The 20,640-nt window shown below is 62.9% G+C and carries 19 protein-coding genes; 9 read left to right on the forward strand and 10 right to left on the reverse strand.

Going from position 1 to position 20,640, the window contains the following annotated elements; all coding sequences use genetic code 11:
• Positions 1-374 precede the first annotated feature (374 nt).
• The 3 genes from KFK14_RS14580 to KFK14_RS14590 all read left to right on the forward strand — a co-directional run bounded on the left by KFK14_RS14580 (position 375) and on the right by KFK14_RS14590 (position 3,001).
• Positions 375-836, forward strand: a complete 462-nt coding sequence (locus KFK14_RS14580; RefSeq protein ID WP_070155480.1) for an Hsp20 family protein — start codon at positions 375-377, stop codon at positions 834-836.
• Positions 837-996: 160 nt separating this feature from the next.
• A complete protein-coding gene (locus KFK14_RS24055) occupies positions 997-2,130 on the forward strand; it encodes a DUF2279 domain-containing protein (protein WP_246524641.1) in 1,134 nt (377 codons plus the stop codon).
• A gap of 124 nt (positions 2,131-2,254) precedes the next feature.
• Positions 2,255-3,001, forward strand: coding sequence for a class I SAM-dependent methyltransferase (locus KFK14_RS14590; RefSeq protein WP_212608139.1), 747 nt, complete (start codon positions 2,255-2,257; stop codon positions 2,999-3,001).
• A gap of 49 nt (positions 3,002-3,050) precedes the next feature.
• Here the strand turns inward: KFK14_RS14590 and KFK14_RS14595 are convergent, their stop codons facing one another.
• On the reverse strand, positions 3,051-4,706 hold the full coding sequence (locus KFK14_RS14595) for a dipeptidyl-peptidase 3 family protein (RefSeq protein ID WP_212608140.1): 1,656 nt from the start codon (positions 4,704-4,706) through the stop codon (positions 3,051-3,053).
• Between the two features lie 158 nt (positions 4,707-4,864).
• On the opposite strand from KFK14_RS14595, the gene KFK14_RS14600 reads away from it, so the two are divergent.
• Positions 4,865-5,170 (forward strand): glycine zipper 2TM domain-containing protein, encoded by a 306-nt coding sequence (locus KFK14_RS14600; RefSeq protein ID WP_070155484.1) that lies wholly within the window; start codon positions 4,865-4,867, stop codon positions 5,168-5,170.
• 153 nt (positions 5,171-5,323) lie between these two features.
• Here the strand turns inward: KFK14_RS14600 and pyrG are convergent, their stop codons facing one another.
• Positions 5,324-6,955, reverse strand: coding sequence for a CTP synthase (gene pyrG, locus KFK14_RS14605; protein ID WP_212608141.1), 1,632 nt, complete (start codon positions 6,953-6,955; stop codon positions 5,324-5,326).
• Between the two features lie 93 nt (positions 6,956-7,048).
• Positions 7,049-7,441 carry a preprotein translocase subunit SecG gene (secG, locus tag KFK14_RS14610; RefSeq protein WP_212608142.1) on the reverse strand — a complete coding sequence of 131 codons (393 nt, stop codon included), beginning with the start codon at positions 7,439-7,441 and terminating at the stop codon, positions 7,049-7,051.
• A 298-nt stretch (positions 7,442-7,739) separates the two neighbouring features.
• Between secG and KFK14_RS14615 the strand changes: the two genes are divergently transcribed.
• Positions 7,740-8,153 (forward strand): EthD domain-containing protein, encoded by a 414-nt coding sequence (locus tag KFK14_RS14615; RefSeq protein WP_212608143.1) that lies wholly within the window; start codon positions 7,740-7,742, stop codon positions 8,151-8,153.
• 64 nt (positions 8,154-8,217) lie between these two features.
• On the opposite strand, the gene KFK14_RS14620 is transcribed toward KFK14_RS14615, so the two are convergent.
• The 4 genes from KFK14_RS14620 to tpiA form a co-directional block, all read right to left on the reverse strand.
• A complete protein-coding gene (locus KFK14_RS14620; RefSeq protein WP_212608144.1) occupies positions 8,218-8,856 on the reverse strand; it encodes a carboxymuconolactone decarboxylase family protein in 639 nt (212 codons plus the stop codon).
• 192 nt (positions 8,857-9,048) lie between these two features.
• Positions 9,049-11,025, reverse strand: coding sequence for a TonB-dependent receptor plug domain-containing protein (locus KFK14_RS14625; RefSeq protein WP_212608145.1), 1,977 nt, complete (start codon positions 11,023-11,025; stop codon positions 9,049-9,051).
• A gap of 105 nt (positions 11,026-11,130) precedes the next feature.
• Positions 11,131-11,442 (reverse strand): hypothetical protein, encoded by a 312-nt coding sequence (locus tag KFK14_RS14630; RefSeq protein ID WP_212608146.1) that lies wholly within the window; start codon positions 11,440-11,442, stop codon positions 11,131-11,133.
• Positions 11,443-11,489: 47 nt separating this feature from the next.
• A complete protein-coding gene (tpiA, locus tag KFK14_RS14635) occupies positions 11,490-12,230 on the reverse strand; it encodes a triose-phosphate isomerase (protein ID WP_212608147.1) in 741 nt (246 codons plus the stop codon).
• A 142-nt stretch (positions 12,231-12,372) separates the two neighbouring features.
• Between tpiA and KFK14_RS14640 the strand changes: the two genes are divergently transcribed.
• Together KFK14_RS14640 and trpE are read left to right on the forward strand one after the other, a co-directional pair.
• A complete protein-coding gene (locus KFK14_RS14640) occupies positions 12,373-14,340 on the forward strand; it encodes a peptidylprolyl isomerase (RefSeq protein WP_212608148.1) in 1,968 nt (655 codons plus the stop codon).
• Between the two features lie 14 nt (positions 14,341-14,354).
• Positions 14,355-15,884 (forward strand): anthranilate synthase component I, encoded by a 1,530-nt coding sequence (gene trpE, locus KFK14_RS14645; protein WP_246524642.1) that lies wholly within the window; start codon positions 14,355-14,357, stop codon positions 15,882-15,884.
• A 9-nt stretch (positions 15,885-15,893) separates the two neighbouring features.
• Here the strand turns inward: trpE and KFK14_RS14650 are convergent, their stop codons facing one another.
• The 3 genes from KFK14_RS14650 to KFK14_RS14660 all read right to left on the reverse strand — a co-directional run bounded on the left by KFK14_RS14650 (position 15,894) and on the right by KFK14_RS14660 (position 19,105).
• The gene (locus tag KFK14_RS14650) at positions 15,894-16,682 is read right to left on the reverse strand and encodes a sugar phosphate isomerase/epimerase family protein (protein WP_212608149.1); all 789 of its coding nucleotides are present in this window, start codon (positions 16,680-16,682) and stop codon (positions 15,894-15,896) included.
• Between the two features lie 405 nt (positions 16,683-17,087).
• Positions 17,088-17,795, reverse strand: a complete 708-nt coding sequence (ctrA, locus tag KFK14_RS14655; RefSeq protein ID WP_070155504.1) for a response regulator transcription factor CtrA — start codon at positions 17,793-17,795, stop codon at positions 17,088-17,090.
• 410 nt (positions 17,796-18,205) lie between these two features.
• Entirely contained in the window at positions 18,206-19,105 is a 900-nt protein-coding gene (locus KFK14_RS14660; protein ID WP_070155561.1) for a LysR family transcriptional regulator, read from the reverse strand.
• 128 nt (positions 19,106-19,233) lie between these two features.
• Between KFK14_RS14660 and KFK14_RS14665 the strand changes: the two genes are divergently transcribed.
• Positions 19,234-19,932, forward strand: coding sequence for a pirin family protein (locus KFK14_RS14665; RefSeq protein WP_070155506.1), 699 nt, complete (start codon positions 19,234-19,236; stop codon positions 19,930-19,932).
• A 99-nt stretch (positions 19,933-20,031) separates the two neighbouring features.
• Entirely contained in the window at positions 20,032-20,631 is a 600-nt protein-coding gene (gene wrbA / locus KFK14_RS14670) for an NAD(P)H:quinone oxidoreductase (RefSeq protein WP_212608150.1), read from the forward strand.
• The last annotated feature ends 9 nt before the right edge of the window (positions 20,632-20,640 follow it).

Genomic DNA, 20,640 nt, shown 5'->3' on the forward strand with positions numbered 1-20,640 from the left:
ATCATCCCTCCACTTTGGAGATGACAGCGCCGCCGCTGCGCCATAGCACGGTTCCCGGAACACAGGCACAAAATGGCCGTGGTTCAGGGAAATCGCAGTCCTGGTCCGGAGCTTGGGGGCTAATGGATCGGTTGACGCGGTACCAAGGGGGAGACGAGCAATCGTCCATTAGTGCCCGGATCGGCGACGGTCCGGGTACTTTTGCATTCAGGCGACATCTTCCTGAGGGCCGCATTCCGTCACCCTCTTGAACAGGAAAATAGCTCAACCATATCAGCATGGTCCGGTCGCCAGTTCGGGATCGGACGTACTATTGCCGGGCGCCTCATATTTTCGGGTCCGGCATCGTTCATTATGCTCATTGGAGATATGACATGCGTGGTTTTGATCTTACCCCCTACCGCCGCTCCACCGTTGGATTCGATCGTCTGTTCGACTTGATCGAAAACAGCCGCGCGGCGCAGGGCGACAATTACCCCCCCTTCAATATCGAACGGATCAGTGAGGATCGCTATCGCGTCACTCTGGCCGTCGCGGGCTTCCGTGCCGAGGAACTGGACATCACGGCTCAGCAGAATCTGCTGCAGGTGACCGGCCGCAAGGAGGAAAGCTCCAGCGCCGACCGCGCCAAGTTCCTGCATGTCGGCATCGCGAATCGCAGCTTTGAGCGCCGCTTCGAACTGGCCGACTTCGTACGCGTCGACACCGCGGGACTTTCCGATGGCCTCCTGACCATTGAACTGGTCCGTGAAGTGCCCGAGGCGATGAAGCCGAAGAAGATCGCCATCAACGGCGGTCAGGTCGTCGACATCGTGGCAAATCGCGACGCCGCCTGAATTATCTCACTGATACGCATGAAAGGGGCCGCGTGATTGCGGCCCCTTTTTCTGTGGCGGTGACGTCACGCCGCCGCGCAATGTCATCAAAGCGTCATCTTAGAGATTGACAGTCCCGATCACCCCGATGTTAACCATATTTGGAGATCGGGGACACATCTTGGCGGTTTTGAAATTTTCAGGCTCGGCCCAACCTTGGACGTCGGGGGCGGGAAAGCATTTCCGGCTGGTTTCGGGCGCCCTAGTCTGCGGATGGGCGTTCGCCAGACCCGCTTATGCGCACAGCGTTGTCGAGACTGTCATCAGCCCGTGCCGGTCCGCCTGGGAAGGGATTCCCTGCGGGATAGAACCTGGCCGCACGGGCTTTGTGCAAAATGCCGATCCAAGCCTGGTCGACCAGCGCGATAGCGATCTTTCAACGGATCCGGGCAAGGCCGATCTTGACCGCAGCGACACCGCGGCGGCCCCTGCGGTGTATGGTCCGGGAGAGCCGCAGCCTCAAAAATATCCCGAAAACGCTGCCCGTTTCCGGTCCTTCGGTGGCCAGTTCCGCACGATCCGGTGGGAGGTCGCCGCCGCCGCAACCTATATGACGGTCCTCAATGTCGAGAAGATCGTCAAGGAAGGCGGCAAGAAGTTCCATTTCCAGAATGAAGGCTTTTTCGGGAAAAACACGATCAACCTCGGCCTGGACAAGTTGGCCCACGCCTATGACACCTATCTGTTCGCCGAAATTCTGCGCGCCCGCATCGACCGTAAGACGGGCGGCGAAGCGCGCGGCAGCGCAGTGACCGCAGCCCTGCTGGCATCCGGCCTGATGCTCTATGGCGAAGTCTATGACGGGCTGAAAAAATCCAGCGGCTTTTCCTGGCAGGACGTCGTGATGAACACGAGCGGCGCGGCCTTCTCCATTATCCGCAACGAGGTTCCGGGGCTGAAGGAGAAGCTCGACTTCCGTGTGCTGGTGACGCCGAATTCGGACGTCTACACGTTCGACGGCACCCGCCATTTCCGGCAGCAGCGCTATCTTGCGGCCTTCAAACTTGCGGGCGTCGAGAAATTCAAAAAGACGCCGCTGCGCCTTGTCGAACTGCATATGGGCTATATGGCGAGCGGCTTCACCGCGCGGGAGCGGGAGCGCGGCGACCCGCTCAAGCACCGGATATTCTTCGGCATCGGCCTCAACGTCGGCGAACTGCTGTTCGGCTCAACCAGCACCCGCGCAGGCCGCGCCGCCCGCTCGGTTCTGAACTATGTGCAGGTCCCCTATACGGCCGTACATGTTCACGACTGAAGCGCGTAACGCAGTAGCCAGCCGGGTGATAGCTGGCTATGCGCTGAAGCGACCTTAGCGGCAGGAACGGAATTGCATGTCAGTTGGAACACGTCCCAGCATATATGGCGCGGAAACATCTGGCGTGTATGCGACCCCGCGGACGGTAACGTCAGTCAAGGATTGCTATTTTTATCATACGATGGACATCCCCGGCCACGGAACGGTCAATGGCGAGTGGGATCTTCGCGGCCGCGTTGGTGAATATCTGGGTAATTTTGACTTTTCGGGCTGCAGAGTGCTCGATGTCGGCGCCGCGTCCGGCATCTTGACCTATCATATGGAGCAGCAAGGCGCCGACGTGGTCTCTTTCGATCTTTCGGAGGATTATGATTGGGACATCGTCCCATTTTTCGAAAATGACACTGCGGCGATGCGCGCGCAGCGGCGCCAGCATTTGCGGGCCATCAACAATGGCTATTGGTTCTGCCACCAGGCCCTGAAATCCCGCGCACGCATGGTGAATGGCGTCGTTTATGACATTCCGGAAGATATTGGCCCTGTGGATGTCGCTGTCTACGGCAGCATCCTGCTCCACTTGCGCGACCCGTTTCTCGCATTGGAAAATGGCGCGCGCCTTGCTCAAAAGACCATGATCGTCGCCGATGTGTCTCCATGGAGCCGGTTCATGAGCAGATTCCGCAAAACATCGAAATTCATGCCGAGCCATCTCAAACCGAAGGGCATTTCCGACGGCTGGCACCGCCTTCCGCCGCTTCTGGTGAAGGAATATCTCGCCATACTGGGCTTCAAAGACTCCAGCATAACATGGCGCAAGTTCGACTATGCCGGCAGGAGCACCCCTATCTACACAATCATCGCCAACCGATAATTCGGGGCGAGAACAGAGATTCGGGCCGCTCTGCCGCCTGCAAAGAACTCTAGATTTTCTCCGGATAGCTTGGCTGGATATCCACCGGGATGGATTGCATGGTCGCGACCACGGCCTGCGCTTCCGCATCCAGCTTCGCATAGCGCGTGTAGAAGGCTTTTACGCCCTCATAATCGCCATCGCCCTGCAGCTTCACGATCGCCGCGATAAGAGCGCCCAGCGCCGCCTCCATCTTGTCGTCATTGACCCGGAACCGCTTCGCGCCGCTGTCCCATGAGAAAGCGCCCTGTTCGCGCAGGAACGTATATTGCGCGGCCGCCCCCTGCCCATGCGCTTCCCCCAGGCCGAAGCGCATCGCCCGGAAAATGCCGGTGAAATAGGTCGCATAGAGTTGCGGGCGCTCCGCCGCCGGAATTTCGCCCTTCTTCATCATGAACAATATGTTCCAGGCGCCCATCACATCAGCCTTGCACTCCTCAAGGCTCGATGCCTGCTCCTTCAACTCCTGCGTAACGGTCGTCTTGCGGCCATCCTTGACGATGGTGCCCGGCCCCAGGCTGTGCGACAGCTCATGGAACAGCGTCTCATTCTCCATATAGTCCTTGGAAAGCAGGGCCGCCTGTTCGGGCACCAGCACCAACGCGCCCATCGGCTTCAATATGCGCTCGAACTTCGCGCCCAGCACGTTGGAGAGGATGACTTTCTTCGCGCCCTTCGCCTCGCGCACCCGCTCATCATTGGGCAGGTTGAACGCGACCGTCTGTATGCCCGGAACATTCTCGCCGCCGCCATGCACCTGGTCGACGACGGCGATTGGGGACTCAAAGCCGCGCTGGAAATTCTTGTAGGTCTCGGCAACCGGCAGGTTCGCCTCCATGTCGCGAAGATAATGCTTATATTTGTCGAGCGCCGCCGACGCCTTCGGGTTGCGCAGCGTCACATAGGCTTCAAACGCTGTCTTTTGCCCATAAAGCTCGTCGCGATAGCTTTCATAGGGGCCGATGGTGATTTCGATCGGCGTGTCCTTCACGTCCATCCACGCCAGTTCCGATTCGAAATAATCGTCGGTGCGGAACGCCGTGGCGCGCAGCGTCAGGAATTTCTTGAGGCTGGCGTTGGTGGTGATCGCCGCCGCCTGTTCCAGCAGCTTCGCCGCAGGCTCCAGCCATTGCGCATAATGTTTCGAATAGGGGATAGCGACAAGCTTGCCGCCCTGCCGCTGCACGACCGTATAGGGGCTGAGCAGCGCGTCCTTCTCGGCCGGATGGGCGGCGATATAACTGTCCAGTTCCGTCTTGCTCAGGTCGACGGGGTAATAACCGCCGCCCGGAGGCTTGGGCTGCGTTCCCCAGAAAGGCGCGTCCTCGTTCAGCCGGTCCCATGGCCCCGTCATCAGATCGAACATGTCGAGCAGCAGAGGCTGGTCCGCCCGCCGGTTCCGCGCAATCGCGCTGCGCACCTGTGGATTGTCGGCGTAATTCTGGCGGAGGTAGATATCCGACATCTTGTTCGCCGCCTGGATCAACAGGTTCACGACCTGCCGCTCCTCGGCGTTCAGATAGCTGGTGTCCGGCCGCATCTCAATGCGCGCCATTTTCGCGCGCGTGGCGCTGAGGTCATGGACCGATTCGGTCGCGGCGATCGCCGGAGCGGCGAAAGGAAGCGCGGTGGCGAGCATCAGGCTCGCTATAAGGGTAGTACGCATGGGCCGATCCTATCGCCGCCATTCGGGCTGTCCAGCAAACACGATGCTGCGTCCGCGAATAGGCCGCCATCCCGGCAAACTGGACGAAAGATAAGCCGGCGCGGTGCGACCAATCCGGCCCGGCCGCGTTATGACGGCTATATTGAGAGGAGTCCGACATGAAACAGACGAAGCTCATGGCCGCAGCGCTTGCCGTGGCAGTGGTGGCCCCCGGCCTCGCCCCGCAGGTCAGTTTTGCCCGCGACCGTGAATATCGCGGCGACGACCGCCGCTATGATTCCCGCTGCAAGCGCAGCAAGGGCACGACCGGACTGATCGTCGGCGGCGCTGGCGGCGCGGTGGCGGGCAGCGCGCTGGGTGGCGGGACGCTGGGCACGATTGCCGGTGGCGTGGGCGGCGCATTGCTCGGCAAGCATATCGACAAGAAGAACAACGAAAAGAACAACCGCCGGCGCAATTGCTGACGATCTGGGTAGAATCCGTTCATGCTGGGCTAGCCGAAGCCTGTCCTGAGCGCCTGCCGCGAGCGGCAGTCGAAGGGAACTGCCCTTGCTCAAAGAGAAGGTCGGAGGTTCGGCAGGCCCAGCCCGAACGGATTTTCTATCTCTCGTCCGTTTTCAGACCAGCCGGCTATGCTTGACCGCCGCCTCGATAAAGCTGGCGAACAGCGGATGCGGATCGAACGGCTTGGACTTGAGTTCCGGGTGGAACTGCACGCCGACGAACCAGGGATGGTCCGGCCGTTCCACGATTTCGGGCAAGGTGCCGTCCGGTGACATGCCGGAAAACAGCAGGCCGCCCTTTTCCAGAGCGTCGCGATAGCCGACATTCACCTCATACCGGTGCCGGTGCCGTTCGCTGATATCCTCGCCCTGATAGATGCCGGCGACAACGCTGTTGCCCGCCAGCTTCGCCGGATAGGCGCCAAGCCGCATCGTACCGCCCAGATCGCCGCCGGCGGCGCGCTTCTGAAGGCCCTCAGTGCCCATCCATTCAGTGATCAGGCCGACGACCGGTTCGCTGGTGTCGCCGAACTCGGTGGTTGATGCATCCTTGATGCCCGCCGTGTTCCGCGCGCCCTCGATACAGGCCATCTGCATGCCCAGGCAGATGCCGAAGAAAGGCACGTCCCGCTCCCGCGCGAAACGGACGCTGGCGATCTTGCCCTCGCTGCCACGCACGCCGAAGCCGCCAGGCACGAGGATGCCATGCATCGGCTCCAGGCTGGCGGCGATGTCCCCGCCCTTCTCGAACAGTTCAGCGTCGATCCATTTGATGTTGACCTTCACCCGGTTGGCGAAGCCGCCGTGGGTCAGCGCCTCGTGCAGCGACTTATAGGCGTCGGGCAGCCCGACATATTTGCCGACAACGCCGATCGTCACCTCCCCTTCCGGGTTGGCCTGACGGTCCATAATGTCCAGCCAGCGGTCCAGCACCGGCTCCGGCGACCCGTCTATGCCGAAGGCGCGCAGGACTTCCTCGTCCAGCCCCTCGGCATGATATTGGGTCGGCACCGAATAGATGCTGGGCGCATCAAGCGCCGGGATCACCGCTTCCTTGCGGACGTTGCAGAACAGGGCGATCTTCGCCCGTTCGCTGTCCGGCAAAGGCTGCTCGCACCGGCACAGCAGGATATTGGGCTGGATACCGAGAGACGTCAGTTCGCGCACGCTATGCTGCGTCGGCTTGGTCTTCAGCTCACCGGCGGCCGCGATATACGGCACCAACGTCACATGGACGAAGATCGACTGCCCCCGGCCCAGATCGTTGTGGAGCTGGCGAATCGCCTCCATGAAGGGAAGGCTTTCGATGTCGCCGACAGTGCCGCCAATCTCGCACAGGACGAAATCCAGATTGTCGGTGTCGGCCATGGCGAAGGCCTTGATCTCGTCGGTGACGTGCGGGATCACCTGCACCGTCGCGCCAAGATAGTCGCCGCGGCGCTCCTTGGTGATGATCGTCTGATAGATGCGGCCCTGCGTCACATTGTCGGACTGATGCGAAGGGACACCGGTAAACCGTTCATAATGACCAAGGTCGAGGTCGGTTTCCGCCCCGTCATCGGTCACATAGACCTCGCCATGCTGATAGGGCGACATCGTGCCCGGATCGACATTGAGATAGGGATCGAACTTCCGGATACGCACGCGATATCCCCGCGCCTGCAGCAGAGCTGCAAGACTGGCGGCCATCAGGCCCTTGCCAAGCGAGGAGACCACGCCGCCGGTTATGAATATATACCGCGCCATGGGAATGAAGGCTTAGCCCCTAACAAAGCTGTTGGGCAAGCGCGCGAATCCGCCCGCCTGCAAAAATAGTCGGAAATAGTTTTTTGATCTGGATCAGTTGGCCAGCGGAACGGTCTGATTGCCCGTCGCCGCAGGAGCCGCGCTGTTGCCGACGGACTGCGCCGCGCCGGCCAGCGGGTCCTGACCCGCCATCGGCGGAGCGCCGTTCGCCGCCGCAGGAGCCTGCGTCTTGGACAGCGAGGTGTCGATGGTGCTCGGCGCATGCTTGACCGAGGCGATGACCGCCATGACGATCGACAGGCCAACGAACAGCGTCGCCAGGATCGTCGTCGACCGGGTCAGGAAATCCGCCGCGCCGCGCGCTGACATGAAGCCGGACGGGCTGCCGCCCATGCCCAGACCGCCGCCTTCCGACCGCTGCATCAGGATGACGGTGACCAGGATCGCGCCGATGATCGCCTGGACGACAAGGAGGAAGGTGAACATGCGGAAGTCAAAGCCCGGTTATGAAATGCGTTGGCGGGCACATAGCGATGATGTGGGCTGGGGGCAATGGCGGAGGAATGCGCTTATGGCCGGGGCATGTCCGCTATCGCCTTTGTGGGAAGCTGCTTCGCGTCCGGCCCGGCTGGCGCTGCGACCGCCGCCCAACTAATTTCCGCTCCGGCCGGTCGTTGCGGGCAATCAATGTCCGAACGGTTCGGTTGCGGCGTACGGCTTCGCTCACGGTCCATATACATAGGGATAGCGACGCCAGCGCCGGACAAAAAAGAAGGAGGAATGGATGCTGAAGATATTGACCTTTGCCCGCCGTCGCCCCGGAATGTCCCTGGAGGAGTTTGACGACTATTGGCGCAATCATCATGGTCCCCTGGTGTCGCAATATCTCGACCTGATCGGAGACGTTCGCTACGTCCAGACGCGGGTGGCTCACCCCAGGGTTTTCGACATGGTCAATGGCCCGCGAAACGCCAATCCTGGCGCCAGCCTTCCCTATGACGGCGTTGCCGAACATTGGTTTGAAAGCGAGGAAGCGCTGATTGCGGCGTGGCAGTCACCCGCCGGAAAGGAAGCGCTGGCCGCGATCGCCGCTGACGAGCCGAATTTCATCGACCATAAGACCAGTTACAATTTCGTCGGCGAACAGCGGCTGGTCTATTCTTCGCCGGGCTACAAATCTCCGCTGGGCTTTGGCTGAGAGCGTATTCGTCGCGGGCGCCCGGAAAACGGCATGCCCGCGACGGAACCCCCTAAATAAAGTATCAACCCTCCACCGGCGCGGCATGGAGCGCCCTATAGTCCCTCTGCGCCTGCATGCCCGCATTTTCGGGCGCAGTCGTCCATGCCGGTGCGGCAGACGGTATCGGGCAGGTGGCGTTATCCAGTTCCAAAACCGACAGGACGCGGCCGAACCCCAGATAGATGACGCTTACCATCACCAGCAGTTCGAGGATCTGGGCGTTGTCGAAATGCCTGCGCAGAACGGCGAAATCCGCGTCGGTGACGCTGAAATGATCGGTGGCCAGCTTGGCGGCGAACTGGACCGCCACGGCCTCCGCCGGGCTGAGTTTTTCCTGGGTTTCCGGATTATCGATATATTCGGCGACATCCTCGGAAATGGTGTCCGGCTGCTGGCGCGAGGCCTTGCACAGCCTGCAGCCGGTGAAGGTCGCGATCCGCAGACGGACCAGTTCCTTCAACCGCGCCGGAAGGCGGGCGGGCACCCCTTCTCCATTGGCGTGCCAGGGATAGTACCAGCCCATGAAGGATTGGATGAGTTCAGGCACGGGCGCGAAACCCTGCAACATGTTGACCATCATGGGATCATGGCCATGCTCCTCGCTCATGCGCTGCAGGGAGGGCGGCAGGTCTTGCGGTTCGCAGAGCGATATGCGGGCCATTCTTGTCTTCTCCTAAATTATCGAAACGCTTTAGTCGTCGTCCGAAAAGTCAGGGAAAGATCCACCTTAGTCAACGCACCAATTGACAGTCATCTGCATGACTTTTCCGCCAAGCGCGAGGGTTTCACACCATGATGATCGCAAAACGGTCTCCCGGTCGGGCGGAGGCCCAGCCGGGGGACCGTCCCTCGCCTATCCGCCGAACTTGAAGCGAATCCCGCCGTTCAGCACGAACCCGTCCGTCGGCGACCACACATCCGTCGTCCAGCGGCCATCCACCGCGCGGCTCGGCAGGAGCAGCGGATCATAGCGGGTCTGGCGGACGTTCAGTATATTCTCCGCGTTCAGGAACAGGCTGATCTTGCCCAGGATCAGCTCGCCCATCATCCCCATCTCGACATAGGGTTTGCTCGATTGGCGATAGGGATTGTCCTCCAGCGCCTGCCGCCCGGTATAATAGGTCTCCAGACCAATCCTGCCCTTGCCGGGCTTTTCCCATATGGCGACCAGCCCGCCTGTGTGGCGCGGCGTTAGCGGCACGGGCTGACGCCCTGCCCCGGACAGCGCCGGTTCGGACGCATGAACATGCACATAGCTGCCGGTCAGGGTAATCTGCCGCCAGCGATAACGGAGCAGAAGCTCCATGCCGCGCAGGCGCGTCTCTCCCGGCACATTGATCAGCCGCACGCGATCGGGCTGACCCGCGCCGGTCGAACTGAAAGGCTGCAGCCGGGTGCTGTCCTGAATGTTGGAGCCGAACAGCGTCACATTCGCGTCGACTGGCCCCTTGGCATAGCCGAAGTCCACCGAAGCGCCCTTGGCCGTCTCCGCCCTCAACCCGGCAAGCGGGTCCAGCCGGGATAGCCCAGCCGCCTCTATCTCATCGACAAAGGGCGTTGGCGCATAGAAACCCCGCCCGGCCGAGGCGCGGATTTTCCAGGGTCCAGGCCGGTAAAGGGCCGAGAATCGCGGACTGAACTGCGTGCCATATTCATTATGCGCATCCAGCCGCGCACTCCCGGCCAGGGTCAGATCGGGCGCCAGATCCTGTTCGACCTGACCGAATATGGCGGGGCTGGTGTAGCGGTAATCGAAGGCGGGAAATGTCCTTGACCGGTAACGGTCGGCCTGCACGGCGACACCGCCGATCCAGCTTGTTCCCGCGCCTTTGCCCGAAAGCGACGCCTCGCCGAACAACGTGCTGTGACGGTCATTCTCGATCACTGCGCCAAAGCCGTGCCGATGCTTCTGGGTCATCGCCGAGGCGCGGATATTCACCGTGCCCAGCCCCTCGACCGGCATCTCCGCCGTCAACCCGGCGTCATAGCGCCGCGTATCCTGGGCTTGGGGAAAGGGCGTGCCGTCGGGAGTCGTGCGCCACTTCAGGGTGCCGCCCCGCCTGCTTTCATCCATCGCACCGAGCGTAAGAAACGCCTTTCCTCCTTCGGTCCCTTCCCAGAACAGACGCGGGCGGACGGTCCAGCGATCATAACCCGGCATGTCGATCCAGCCGTCACCGTCCAGGTCGCGGCGCGTTTGCCGGTGAACGCCGCCCGTGATCGATGCGCCCAGGCCCTCCGCGATCGGCCCGGCGATATAGGCGGTCGCATCCTGTCCGTCGCGGCTGGTGATGTTGAGCAGCGCCTCGCCCCCGAATGTGTCGGTGGGGCGGCGCGACACCAGATTGATGACACCGCCCAGCGCCGAGGGACCATAGAGCGCAGACGCCGCCCCCTTGATCACCTCCACCTGGCCAAGGTCTGTCGGCGGTATCTGCAGCAAGCCGAGCGAAGCCGCCTGCCCATACAGCGGCAGCCCGTCCGCCAGCAATTGCGTGAAGCGCCCGTCCATCCCCTGAATGCGGACATTGGACGCGCCCAGCGCCGGGGACGTCACCTGCACCCGGACGCCGCCGGTCTCGCTGAGGATCATCGCCACATTGCCGGGCTTCATCAGCATCTTCTCCTCGATCTCCTCGCGATCGAGCACTTCGACACGGATCGGCTCATCGGCCAGCCGCCGCCCGGAACGGGTCGCCTGAACGACGATTTCGCCGCTTTCTTCTTCCTCGGCGCTCTCCTCATTGGCCTGCGCCATCGCCCCTTGCGGCGCGGCAAGAAACGCCAGCGCCAATGCTCCCGTAGCGGGAACAAATGATAGATATTTCATATAGATATCCTGAACCGTCGCCCGTCTGGAGACAGATGCGGGCGATCGCGGGCGCCAGTGCGCCCTTCAATGCCGTCCACTGGGAACGGCGCTACCGGTTTCAGGTCAGGCGCGCGGCGGCGGCGTGCGGGGCGGCAGGGCCATGCCAGACAAGGGCGTGACGCAATGCGCAGGCTCCACCGCCGCGATCTTCGCCCGGCTGGGCAACCGCGTTTCCGCCGTCGCCGTAAAGGCGAGGCTGGCGGAACAGCACATATGCGGCAGGGGCGCCTTGTGCGAATGGGATTCGGAATGACAGGGCAGCGTGGCGTGCACGGCGTCCGACGACGGCGGCGTGCTCGACACCGCCGGTTCAAGCACGCTCATCTGCCCCAGCAACAGCAGCAGCGCCATCAGGATTTGGCCGATCCGGTTCACAGATGCGCCTTAGCCGCCAAATCAGCGCTGCTCAACGATTTGCTGCATCAGCCCGCAGCGGCGATCACCGGCGCGAATTTGCCTGCCGTCAGGCTCGCGCCGCCGACCAGGCCGCCGTCGACATCCGCAATGGCCATCAACTCCGCGGCATTCTCGCCGTTCATAGAGCCGCCATAGAGGATGCGCATGCCGTCCGCCTCTGCGCCGATCTTCGTTGCAAGGGCCGCGCGCAGGGCGACATGCATGGTCTCCACCGCCTCCATCGTTGGAATACGGCCCGTCCCGATCGCCCAGATCGGCTCATAGGCGATGGCCAGCCAGTCCGCCGCCGCGCCTTCCGGCAGCGACGCCAGCAATTGCGCCGACACCACGCTTTCGGCATTGCCCGCGTCCCGCACGTCCAGGCTTTCGCCCACGCACAGGATGACCTTCAACCCTTCGGCTCTGGCGGCCAGCGCCTTGGCGGCGATGTCGGCGTCGGTCTCGCCTTGATCCATCCGCCGCTCGCTATGGCCGACGATCACCCAGCCCGCGCCCGCTTCCTTCAGCATCGCGGCGGAAACGCATCCCGTATGCGCGCCGCTCGCCTTCTGATGGCAATCCTGCCCACCGATGAAGGCTGCACCCGACACGCCGCTTGCCGCCTCGATCAGGGTCGCGGGTACGCACAATCCCACCTCGACCGCCGGATGCTGGCCCGCCAGTTCCCCGATCGCTGCTATTTCAGGCAATTGGGCGCGCAGCCCGTTCATCTTCCAGTTGCCGACAACCAGCTTGCGCCTGCCCATGAGCCTTCTTCTCCTGCACGAGAGGGTGAATGATGGGAGCGGCGATAGCGTCTGATGCCCACATGTCCAGTAACCGCTTGATGCTTCTCCCCAAGCGGCCTAGTGGGTGACCCGTAACGATACAGCCATTCCCGGACCCCCGATGCTCAGTTTTTTCCGCCGTTTTCTTGGATCGAAGGTCGGCACATGGATCGCCCTCGGCTTCCTGGCCATCATCGGCATCGCCTTTGCGATGGGCGATATCACCGGCAACAGCCAGGGCGGCGGGATCACCAGCCTGTTCGGCGGCGCGGGAAGCAACGCCGCCAAGGTAGGCGGATCGGCCCTCTCCTCCGCCGACCTGCAGAGCCGGTCGCAGCGCGTTTTCGAGCAGGAGCGCCGCAATAATCCGACATTGCAGATCGCATCCTTCCTCGCCCAGGGCGGCGTCGACCAGGTTTATGATCAGCTTGTTGCGGGCCTTTCCATCGCCGCCTTCGGCAAGAATGAGGGGATGAGCGTCAGCAAGCGGATGGTCGACGGGCAGATCGCCGCCATCCCGGCTTTCCAGGACGCATCGGGCAATTTCAGCCAAGACATCTTCCGCCGCGCTCTGGCCGGCCAGAATGTCAGCGAGAAGCTGCTGCGCGACGACATTACCCAGGAAATCATGGGCAAGCAGGTGGTGGGTCCGGCAACTCTGGGCGTCCGCCTGCCGGACAGCCTTGTCCTGCCCTATGCCTCGCTGCTGCTGGAGGCGCGCGCAGGGCGCATCGCGGCGATTCCTTCCGAAGCGTTCGTACCGGCGACTGCGCCCACCGATGCGCAGCTTGCCGCCTATTACAAGGCCAATGCCGGGCGCTATACGATCCCCGAACAACGCCGCCTGCGCTATGCCGTGATCGACCTCTCGCGCTTCGCTGCAGCCGCGCAGCCGAGCGACGCGGAAATCGGCAAATATTACAACGACAACAAGACCGCCTATGCCGCGACCGAGACGCGCAGCTTCGAGCAGTTGATCCTGCCGACCGAAGCCGCCGCCAAGACCGTCGCGGCGGACGTTACGGGCGGCAAGACCCTCGCCGCGGCTGCGCAGTCGGCTGGCCTGTCCGTCTCGACCCTGGCTGGCCAGACACAGGCGCAGCTTGCCGCCACCTCCTCCGCCGCAATCGCTGCCCAGGGTTTCGCCGCTCCGCAGGGCGGCCTGGTCGGCCCCGTCCGCGCCCCGCTTGGCTGGAGCCTGCTGCGCGTCACCGCCATCGACCGCAAGCCTGCCCAGACGCTGGATCAGGTGCGCCCGCAAATCACCGAGACGCTGCGCGGCCAGAAGGAACAGGCTCTGCTCTCCGACTTCACCGGCAAGATCGAGGATCAGATCGGCAATGGCGCGACCTTCGACGAGGCGGTGAAGGATAATGGCCTGACTATTGAGAACACGCCGCTGCTCGTCTCCAACGGCCAGAATGTCGAGGATCAGGCATATAAGGCCAACCCGGACGTGCTGCCGCTGTTGAAACCCGGTTTCGACATGGCCGCCGATGACGATGCGCAGATCGTGCCCATCGTTCAGGACAAGCGCTATGCCTTGCTCAAGGTGGGCGATATCGCCGCCGCCGCGCCGCCGCCGCTGGTCAAGGTTCGCGAACTGGTCGTTGCGCAATACAAACTCGCTCAGGGCGCGATCAAGGCGAAGGCGGTTGCCGAACAGATTCGCGCAAAGGTCGCCAAGGGCGCAAAGCTGGAGGAAGCGCTTGCCGCCGCCGGCGTGCCCCTGCCCCCGGTTCAGAAGGCCGCAGGCCGCCGCGCCGACCTGATGCGTGGCGACAAGGCGCCGCCTCCCCCGCTGGCGCTGATGTTCAACATGGCGAAGGGCACGATCAAGGCGCTGCCCATCGGCCAGGATCGCGGTTACTTCCTCGTCCAGCTTGACCAGGTTCAGCAGGAAGACGCCGCAGGGCAGCCGCAACTGGTGGAACAGGTGCGCGGTCAGCTCGGCAATGTCGTCGGCAATGAATATGCCCAGCAGTTTGAGAAGGCGATCGAGAAGGACCTGAAGGTCGCCCGCAACATGACCGTCGTCACCAGCGTAAAGCAGGAACTGCGCCGCGCCAATGGCGGCGGCGAGCAATAAGCCGGTCCGGGGGAATGCGCGACACCGACAGGCAGGCCATGGATCGCGCCCGCTCCGCTCTGGCGGCGGGCCGGTCCGCCTTCGTCTGGCGGCGGCAGATCGCGGACACCGACACGCCCATTTCCGCCGCGCTCAAGCTGATGGAGCAGGACCGGGGCGATTTCCTGTTGGAATCGGTGGAGGGCGGCGCAGTGCGTGGCCGCTACAGCCTGATCGGGCTTGCGCCTGACCTTGTTTTCCGCGCCGTCGGCGACAAGGCGGAGGTGAACCGCCACTGGGCCACCGATCGGGACGCTTTTGTCACCCAGCCTCAAGGCGCGCTTGCCGAACTGCGCGCGCTTGTCGCCGAATGCCGGGCGGAATTGGACCCGGACCTGCCGCCTGCCCTCTCCTGCCTTGTCGGCCATGCTGGCTATGAAACTGTCGGGCTGGTCGAGAAGCTGCCGCGCCCCGCGGAAAATCCCATCGGCGTGCCCGACATGCTGTTCGTGCGTCCCACCGTGATCCTGGTGTTCGACCGGTTGGCCGATATCCTGTTCCTGGTCGCGCCGGTCTGGGCCGATTCCACCCTTGATCCCCGGTCTGATCCCGACCGGGCGATTGCCGCCGCACTTGACCGGATCGACGCCACCGCCGCGCGCCTCGCCGGTCCGGTGCCGGATACCGCCCCGGCCGCCGATCCCGCCGAGATCATCGTTACGCCAGTGCTGCCCGAAGGCCGCTATGGCGAGATGGTTGCGCGGGCAAAGGATTATATCGTCGCGGGCGACATATTTCAGGTCGTGCTGGCGCAGCGCTTCACCAGCCCCTTCACCCTGCCGCCGATCGCGCTTTACCGCGCGCTTCGCCGCATTAATCCTTCGCCCTTCCTCTATTATCTCGACATGCCGGGCTTCGCCCTGATCGGCTCCAGCCCGGAAATTCTGGTGCGGATGCGCGACGGCGAAGTCACGATCCGCCCGATTGCGGGCACCCGGCCGCGCGGCAAGACCGCGATCGAGGACGCCGCAAACCGTGAAAGCCTGCTCGCCGATCCCAAGGAGCGCGCCGAGCATCTGATGCTGCTGGACCTGGGCCGGAACGATGTCGGCCGGGTCGCTGCCCCCGGCACGGTGAAGGTTACGGAAAGCTATACCGTCGAATTTTACAGCCACGTCATGCACATCGTCTCCAATGTGGTCGGCCGCCTCGCACCCGGCAAAGACGCGCTGGACGCCCTGTTTGCAGGCTTCCCGGCGGGCACGGTCTCCGGCGCGCCCAAAGTCCGCGCCTGCGAGATCATCGCCGAGTTGGAGAGCGAAACGCGGGGCGCCTATGCGGGCGCGGTCGGCTATTTCGGGCCAGACGGCAATATGGATAGCTGCATCGTCCTGCGCACCGCCGTATTGAAGGATGGCGTCATGCACGTCCAGGCGGGCGCCGGGATCGTCGCCGACAGCGACCCCGTCTACGAGCAGCGCGAATGTGAGGCGAAATCCGGCGCGCTCCTGGCCGCCGCCCGCGAAGCCGTCACCCTCGCACGGGAAGCGAAGTTCGGCCAATAACCCCTTGGCCTATCGTATATCGATGGATGCCAGCCAGCGGCGCATATTCGTCGCCAATATGCGCGCGCGCTCAAACGGGTCCGGGTATCGCCTTTCCCAGGCGATCGATCGCACCTCATTGCTCAGCGGAATGCCCGGCGGTAGCGCCCGATAGAAATCGCCGAGCGGCAATTGGCCCTCACCAATGTCCAGCCGGTAATGCCGCGCCTCTTCAAGCAGCAGTTCCGGCGTGGGGTTGGCGGGCGGTGGTCCTGCGTCGCAAATCTGCGCAAAGGGCAGGATAGCGGCTGGGATGCGCTTCAGATCGGCCGGCGCGCCCCCGCTCCGGGCGAGATGGATGGGATCGGGAAGGATATTAACGCCGCCCCCGGCGCGCGACACCGCGGCCAGGGCCGCATCCACATCCCGAATGGCGGTGAAAGCGCCAAATTCCAGAACCGGGCGAACCCCGGACGGCCGTGCCATTCCGGCCAGCTCCGCCAGCAGATCGGCGGCCCGGTCCCCGTCCCGCGCCATACTGACAACGATCAGATAGGGCAGACCAATGTCGGACGCGATGTCGATCAGCCTCCGTTCGTGCTCGCCGACAGCCTCCCACATCCGGATCACTTCCGCCTCCAGGGGCGCAACGCCGGTCTGGGCGAATGCGTTGCGGACCTCGCGCGTCATGGCCGGCGTCCAGCGGTCCAGATCGATATAGACGCCCGCCATATCGAACCCGGCCGCCCCGGCAGCACGCACCACATCGTCCGGCTCAAGCTCACGCACGACCTGCGCCTCAAGCCCGATCCTGTTCATGCCGTCCGCCCCTCCGATTCCTCGCCTGACATTGATCCTATGCGTGCTGTCGCGAATAAAATAAAGCAATTGCCTTATTATTTAGAAGGGCAGCGGAGCAGCCATTGCTGTATCGGGCGCCGCTTGGGTTTACGCATTTACCGGCGTGCTAGCGGTGGGAAACCTACCGTCTGCCATTGGAGTTTGTAGAGATATATGCGTTGAACCCAGGCGGCCTTGCGTTTCACAAGCCTGCGACCATAGCGTTATCTATACCGGTTCAAGACCGGCATGGCGGCAATGGCTGTGCCGTCATAGCCCATCCTTTGCCACCCCCTCGCTTCAGCCACATTCCAAAAGAAAAACCGGCGACCCTTTCGGATCGCCGGTTCTCACCCCCGGAGTCACTGTTGCGCATAAGCCGTGTCAGGCGACGCGCGATTCCAGTTCGATTTCCTCATCGGGATCGCGCAGCACATAACCGCGGCCCCAGACGGTTTCGATATAATTGTCGCCGCCGCAGGCAAGAGCGAGCTTCTTGCGCAGCTTGCAGATGAACACGTCGATGATCTTGAGTTCAGGCTCATCCATACCGCCATACAGGTGGTTGAGGAACATTTCCTTGGTGAGCGTCGTGCCCTTGCGGAGCGAAAGCAGCTCCAGCATCGCATATTCCTTGCCGGTCAGGTGAACGCGGTTGGCATCGACCTCGACGGTCTTGGCGTCCAGATTGACCGCCAGCTTGCCGGTGCGGATGACCGACTGGGAATGTCCCTTGGAACGGCGCACAACGGCATGGATGCGGGCGACCAGTTCTTCGCGGTGGAAAGGCTTGGTGACATAATCGTCAGCGCCGAAGCCGAAGGAGCGGACCTTGCTGTCCATTTCGCTGACCCCCGACAGGATCAGGACCGGCGTCTGCACCTTGGAGCTGCGCAGCTTCTTCAGCACGTCATAACCGTGCATGTCCGGCAGGTTCAGGTCCAGACAGATGATGTCGTAATCATACAACTTGCCCAGATCGAGGCCTTCCTCGCCAAGATCCGTGGTGTAGACGTTGAAGCCTTCCGTCGTGAGCATAAGCTCAATCGCCTTGGCAGTCGTCGGCTCGTCTTCGATCAGCAGCACGCGCATTATGCAGCCCCTTGCTTAAGAGTGCGTTGACCCAACAACGCCCCAATACCCCCATTGCGTTCCCTGCCGGGAAACCGCAGCGGCCCTATTCATTAACCAAACCATCTATGAACGCAAAAGGTTAATTTTTGCCTAAACGGCCTGAATCCACGAGTCGCGCTTTACCGAATCGCTTTTCCGGCGCTTAACCCCTGTCGAAGATTCTTTTTATTACGGCCAAAATGGGCGCAAAACCGCCATGTTTTGGAACCGCCAACGGCATGCTGGCGGCGAAAGATTAACGGCGGGCGCGGCCGATCCTTAATCCTGCCCTGCAGGAAAAAAATCCCATACAGGCCATATATTTACCAATGGCAGGGACCGATTATCCGCTCCAACGCCACGTCTTCGGGTGCCTCCCCGCCTCGCGATCAACAGTCGGCGGCAATCCGCGCCGCCAGGAAATCCAGCAGTGCTTCCACGCGCGCGGGCCGCAGGCGGGACGGCGGCGTCACCAGGTGAAGGCCGATCGGAGGCGGGGTCCATTCCTGCAATATCGCCTCCAGCCTGCCGCTCGCCACGTCCTCGCCGATGATGAAGTCGGGAAGCATCGCAACGCCAAGACCGGCATGCAGCGCTGACTGCATCGCCTCGCCGCTGTTCGCCATGAAGCGGGATCGAAGCTGCACCGATACCGATTGCCCGCCCGGCCCGCTGAACCGCCATACCTCAGGCGTCTTGGCATTGGAGTAGAGCAGCCCGTCATGATGGCCGAGGTCAGAGGGGTGGGCCGGCCGGCCGCGCGCATCCAGATAAGCGGGCGACGCGACGATGAACATATGGACATCGCCCAGCCGCCGGGCGCGCAATGAACTGTCCGGCATGGCGGCGACGCGCAGGGTGGCGTCCAGCCCCATCTCCACAATATCGATATGGGAGTCCGACAAATGCAGGTCGACGGTGACATGGGGATGCTGCGCCATGAACTCCGCCACGATCGGCGCGACCCTCTTAAGGCCGAACGTCATCGGCGCGGCCAGCCTGACCAGCCCGGCCAGCTCCGTAATCTCCTCGCGCGCGGCCTCCTCCGCCGCCAGGCCCTCCCCGACTATCCGGGCGGCATGGTCGGCAAGGCGGCGGCCGCTTTCGGTCAGGGCCAGGCGGCGGCTGGTGCGGCTGAACAGGCTGGTGTCCAGATGCTGCTCCAGCCGGCCGACCGCCTTGGATATGGTCGCCTTGGAGACGGACAGGGCCTTGGCCGCATCGGTGAAGGACCGATGCTCGACCACGGCGGCGAACATCGCCCAGGCCTCGAAATCTGGTAAGCGCATAGGGAAACAATCCGTTTCGACATTGCCTGTTTCGGAAACGATCCTGACGCCTATCTTGTAGGAAATCAAGCGGGACAAAAGGCGTGACACCCTCGCTTTCCCCGTCGACTTAACAAGGATTTTGGCACATGATCGAGAAACGCGCTTTCGCTACGCTCGGCCACGCCGACCACGGCTGGCTCAACGCACGGCATCATTTTTCCTTTGCAAATTATCATGATCCCGCCCGCATGGGCTGGGGCGCGATCCGGGTGTGGAATGACGATGAGATCGCCGCCCGCAACGGCTTTCCGCCCCATCCGCACAGCGACATGGAGATCATCACCTATGTCCGCACCGGCGCGATCACGCATCAGGACAGCATGGGCAACAAGGGCCGCACTGCGGCCGGCGATGTCCAGGTGATGAGCGCCGGCACGGGCGTCCGTCATGCCGAATATAATCTGGAGGACGAAACGACGACGCTGTTCCAGATCTGGGTCATCCCCCGCGAACGGGGCGGTGCGCCAAGCTGGGGGGCGAAGCCTTTCCCCAAGGAGGACCGGTCCGGCAAGCTTGTCGTTCTGGCCAGCGGTTATGACAATGACAATGAGGCGCTGCGCATCCGCGCCGACGCCCGGCTGCTCGGCGGTACGCTGAAGGCCGGGGAAAGCGTCACGCATGACAGCGCCGACGGCCGTCACCTCTATCTCGTCCCGGCCACGGGGAAGGTGGAAATCGATGGCGAGGTGTTCAACGCCCGCGATGGGGCGGCGATCACTGGCGGCAAGCCGATCACCATCACCGCTATCGAGGACAGCGAAATCGTCCTCGTAGACAGCGAATAGGCCCCGACAGGCCTGGCCGCCCGCGTCGAAGCGAGTCACTTGCCTCGCTTCGCCCCCGCGCGGGCGGCCCCCTTTTCATCAAGCAGCAGGAGACATCTCATGGCGAAGGTTCTGGTTCTCTATTATTCCGCTTACGGCCACATCGAAACGATGGCGAACGCCGTCGCGGAAGGCGCCCGGTCGGCTGGCGCCACCGTGGATGTGAAGCGCGTGCCGGAAACCGTCCCGGAGGAAATCGCCAAGGGCGCGCATTTCAAGCTGGACCAGTCCGCCCCGGTCGCGACCGTGGCCGAACTGGCGGACTATGACGCCATCATCGTCGGCACTGGCACCCGGTTCGGCCGCATTTCCAGCCAGATGGCGGCCTTCCTCGACCAGGCGGGCGGGCTCTGGGCCAAGGGCGCGCTGAACGGCAAGATCGGCGGCGCATTCACCTCGACGGCGACTCAGCACGGCGGACAGGAAACCACTCTGTTCTCCATCATCACCAACCTGCTGCACTTTGGCATGGTGATCGTGGGGCTGGACTATGGCCATGCCGGGCAGATGGGCCATGAGGATGTGGTCGGCGGCGCGCCTTACGGCGCCACCACCATCGCCGGTGGCGACGGCAGCCGCCAGCCGAGCGAGGTCGATCTGGAGGGCGCCCGCTATCAGGGCCGCCGCGTCGCCGAGGTCGCGAACAAGGTGCACGGCTGAACCGGACGA

Origin of the sequence: Sphingobium phenoxybenzoativorans (assembly GCF_018286635.1) — a bacterium.
GTDB classification, from domain to species: domain Bacteria; phylum Pseudomonadota; class Alphaproteobacteria; order Sphingomonadales; family Sphingomonadaceae; genus Sphingobium; species Sphingobium phenoxybenzoativorans.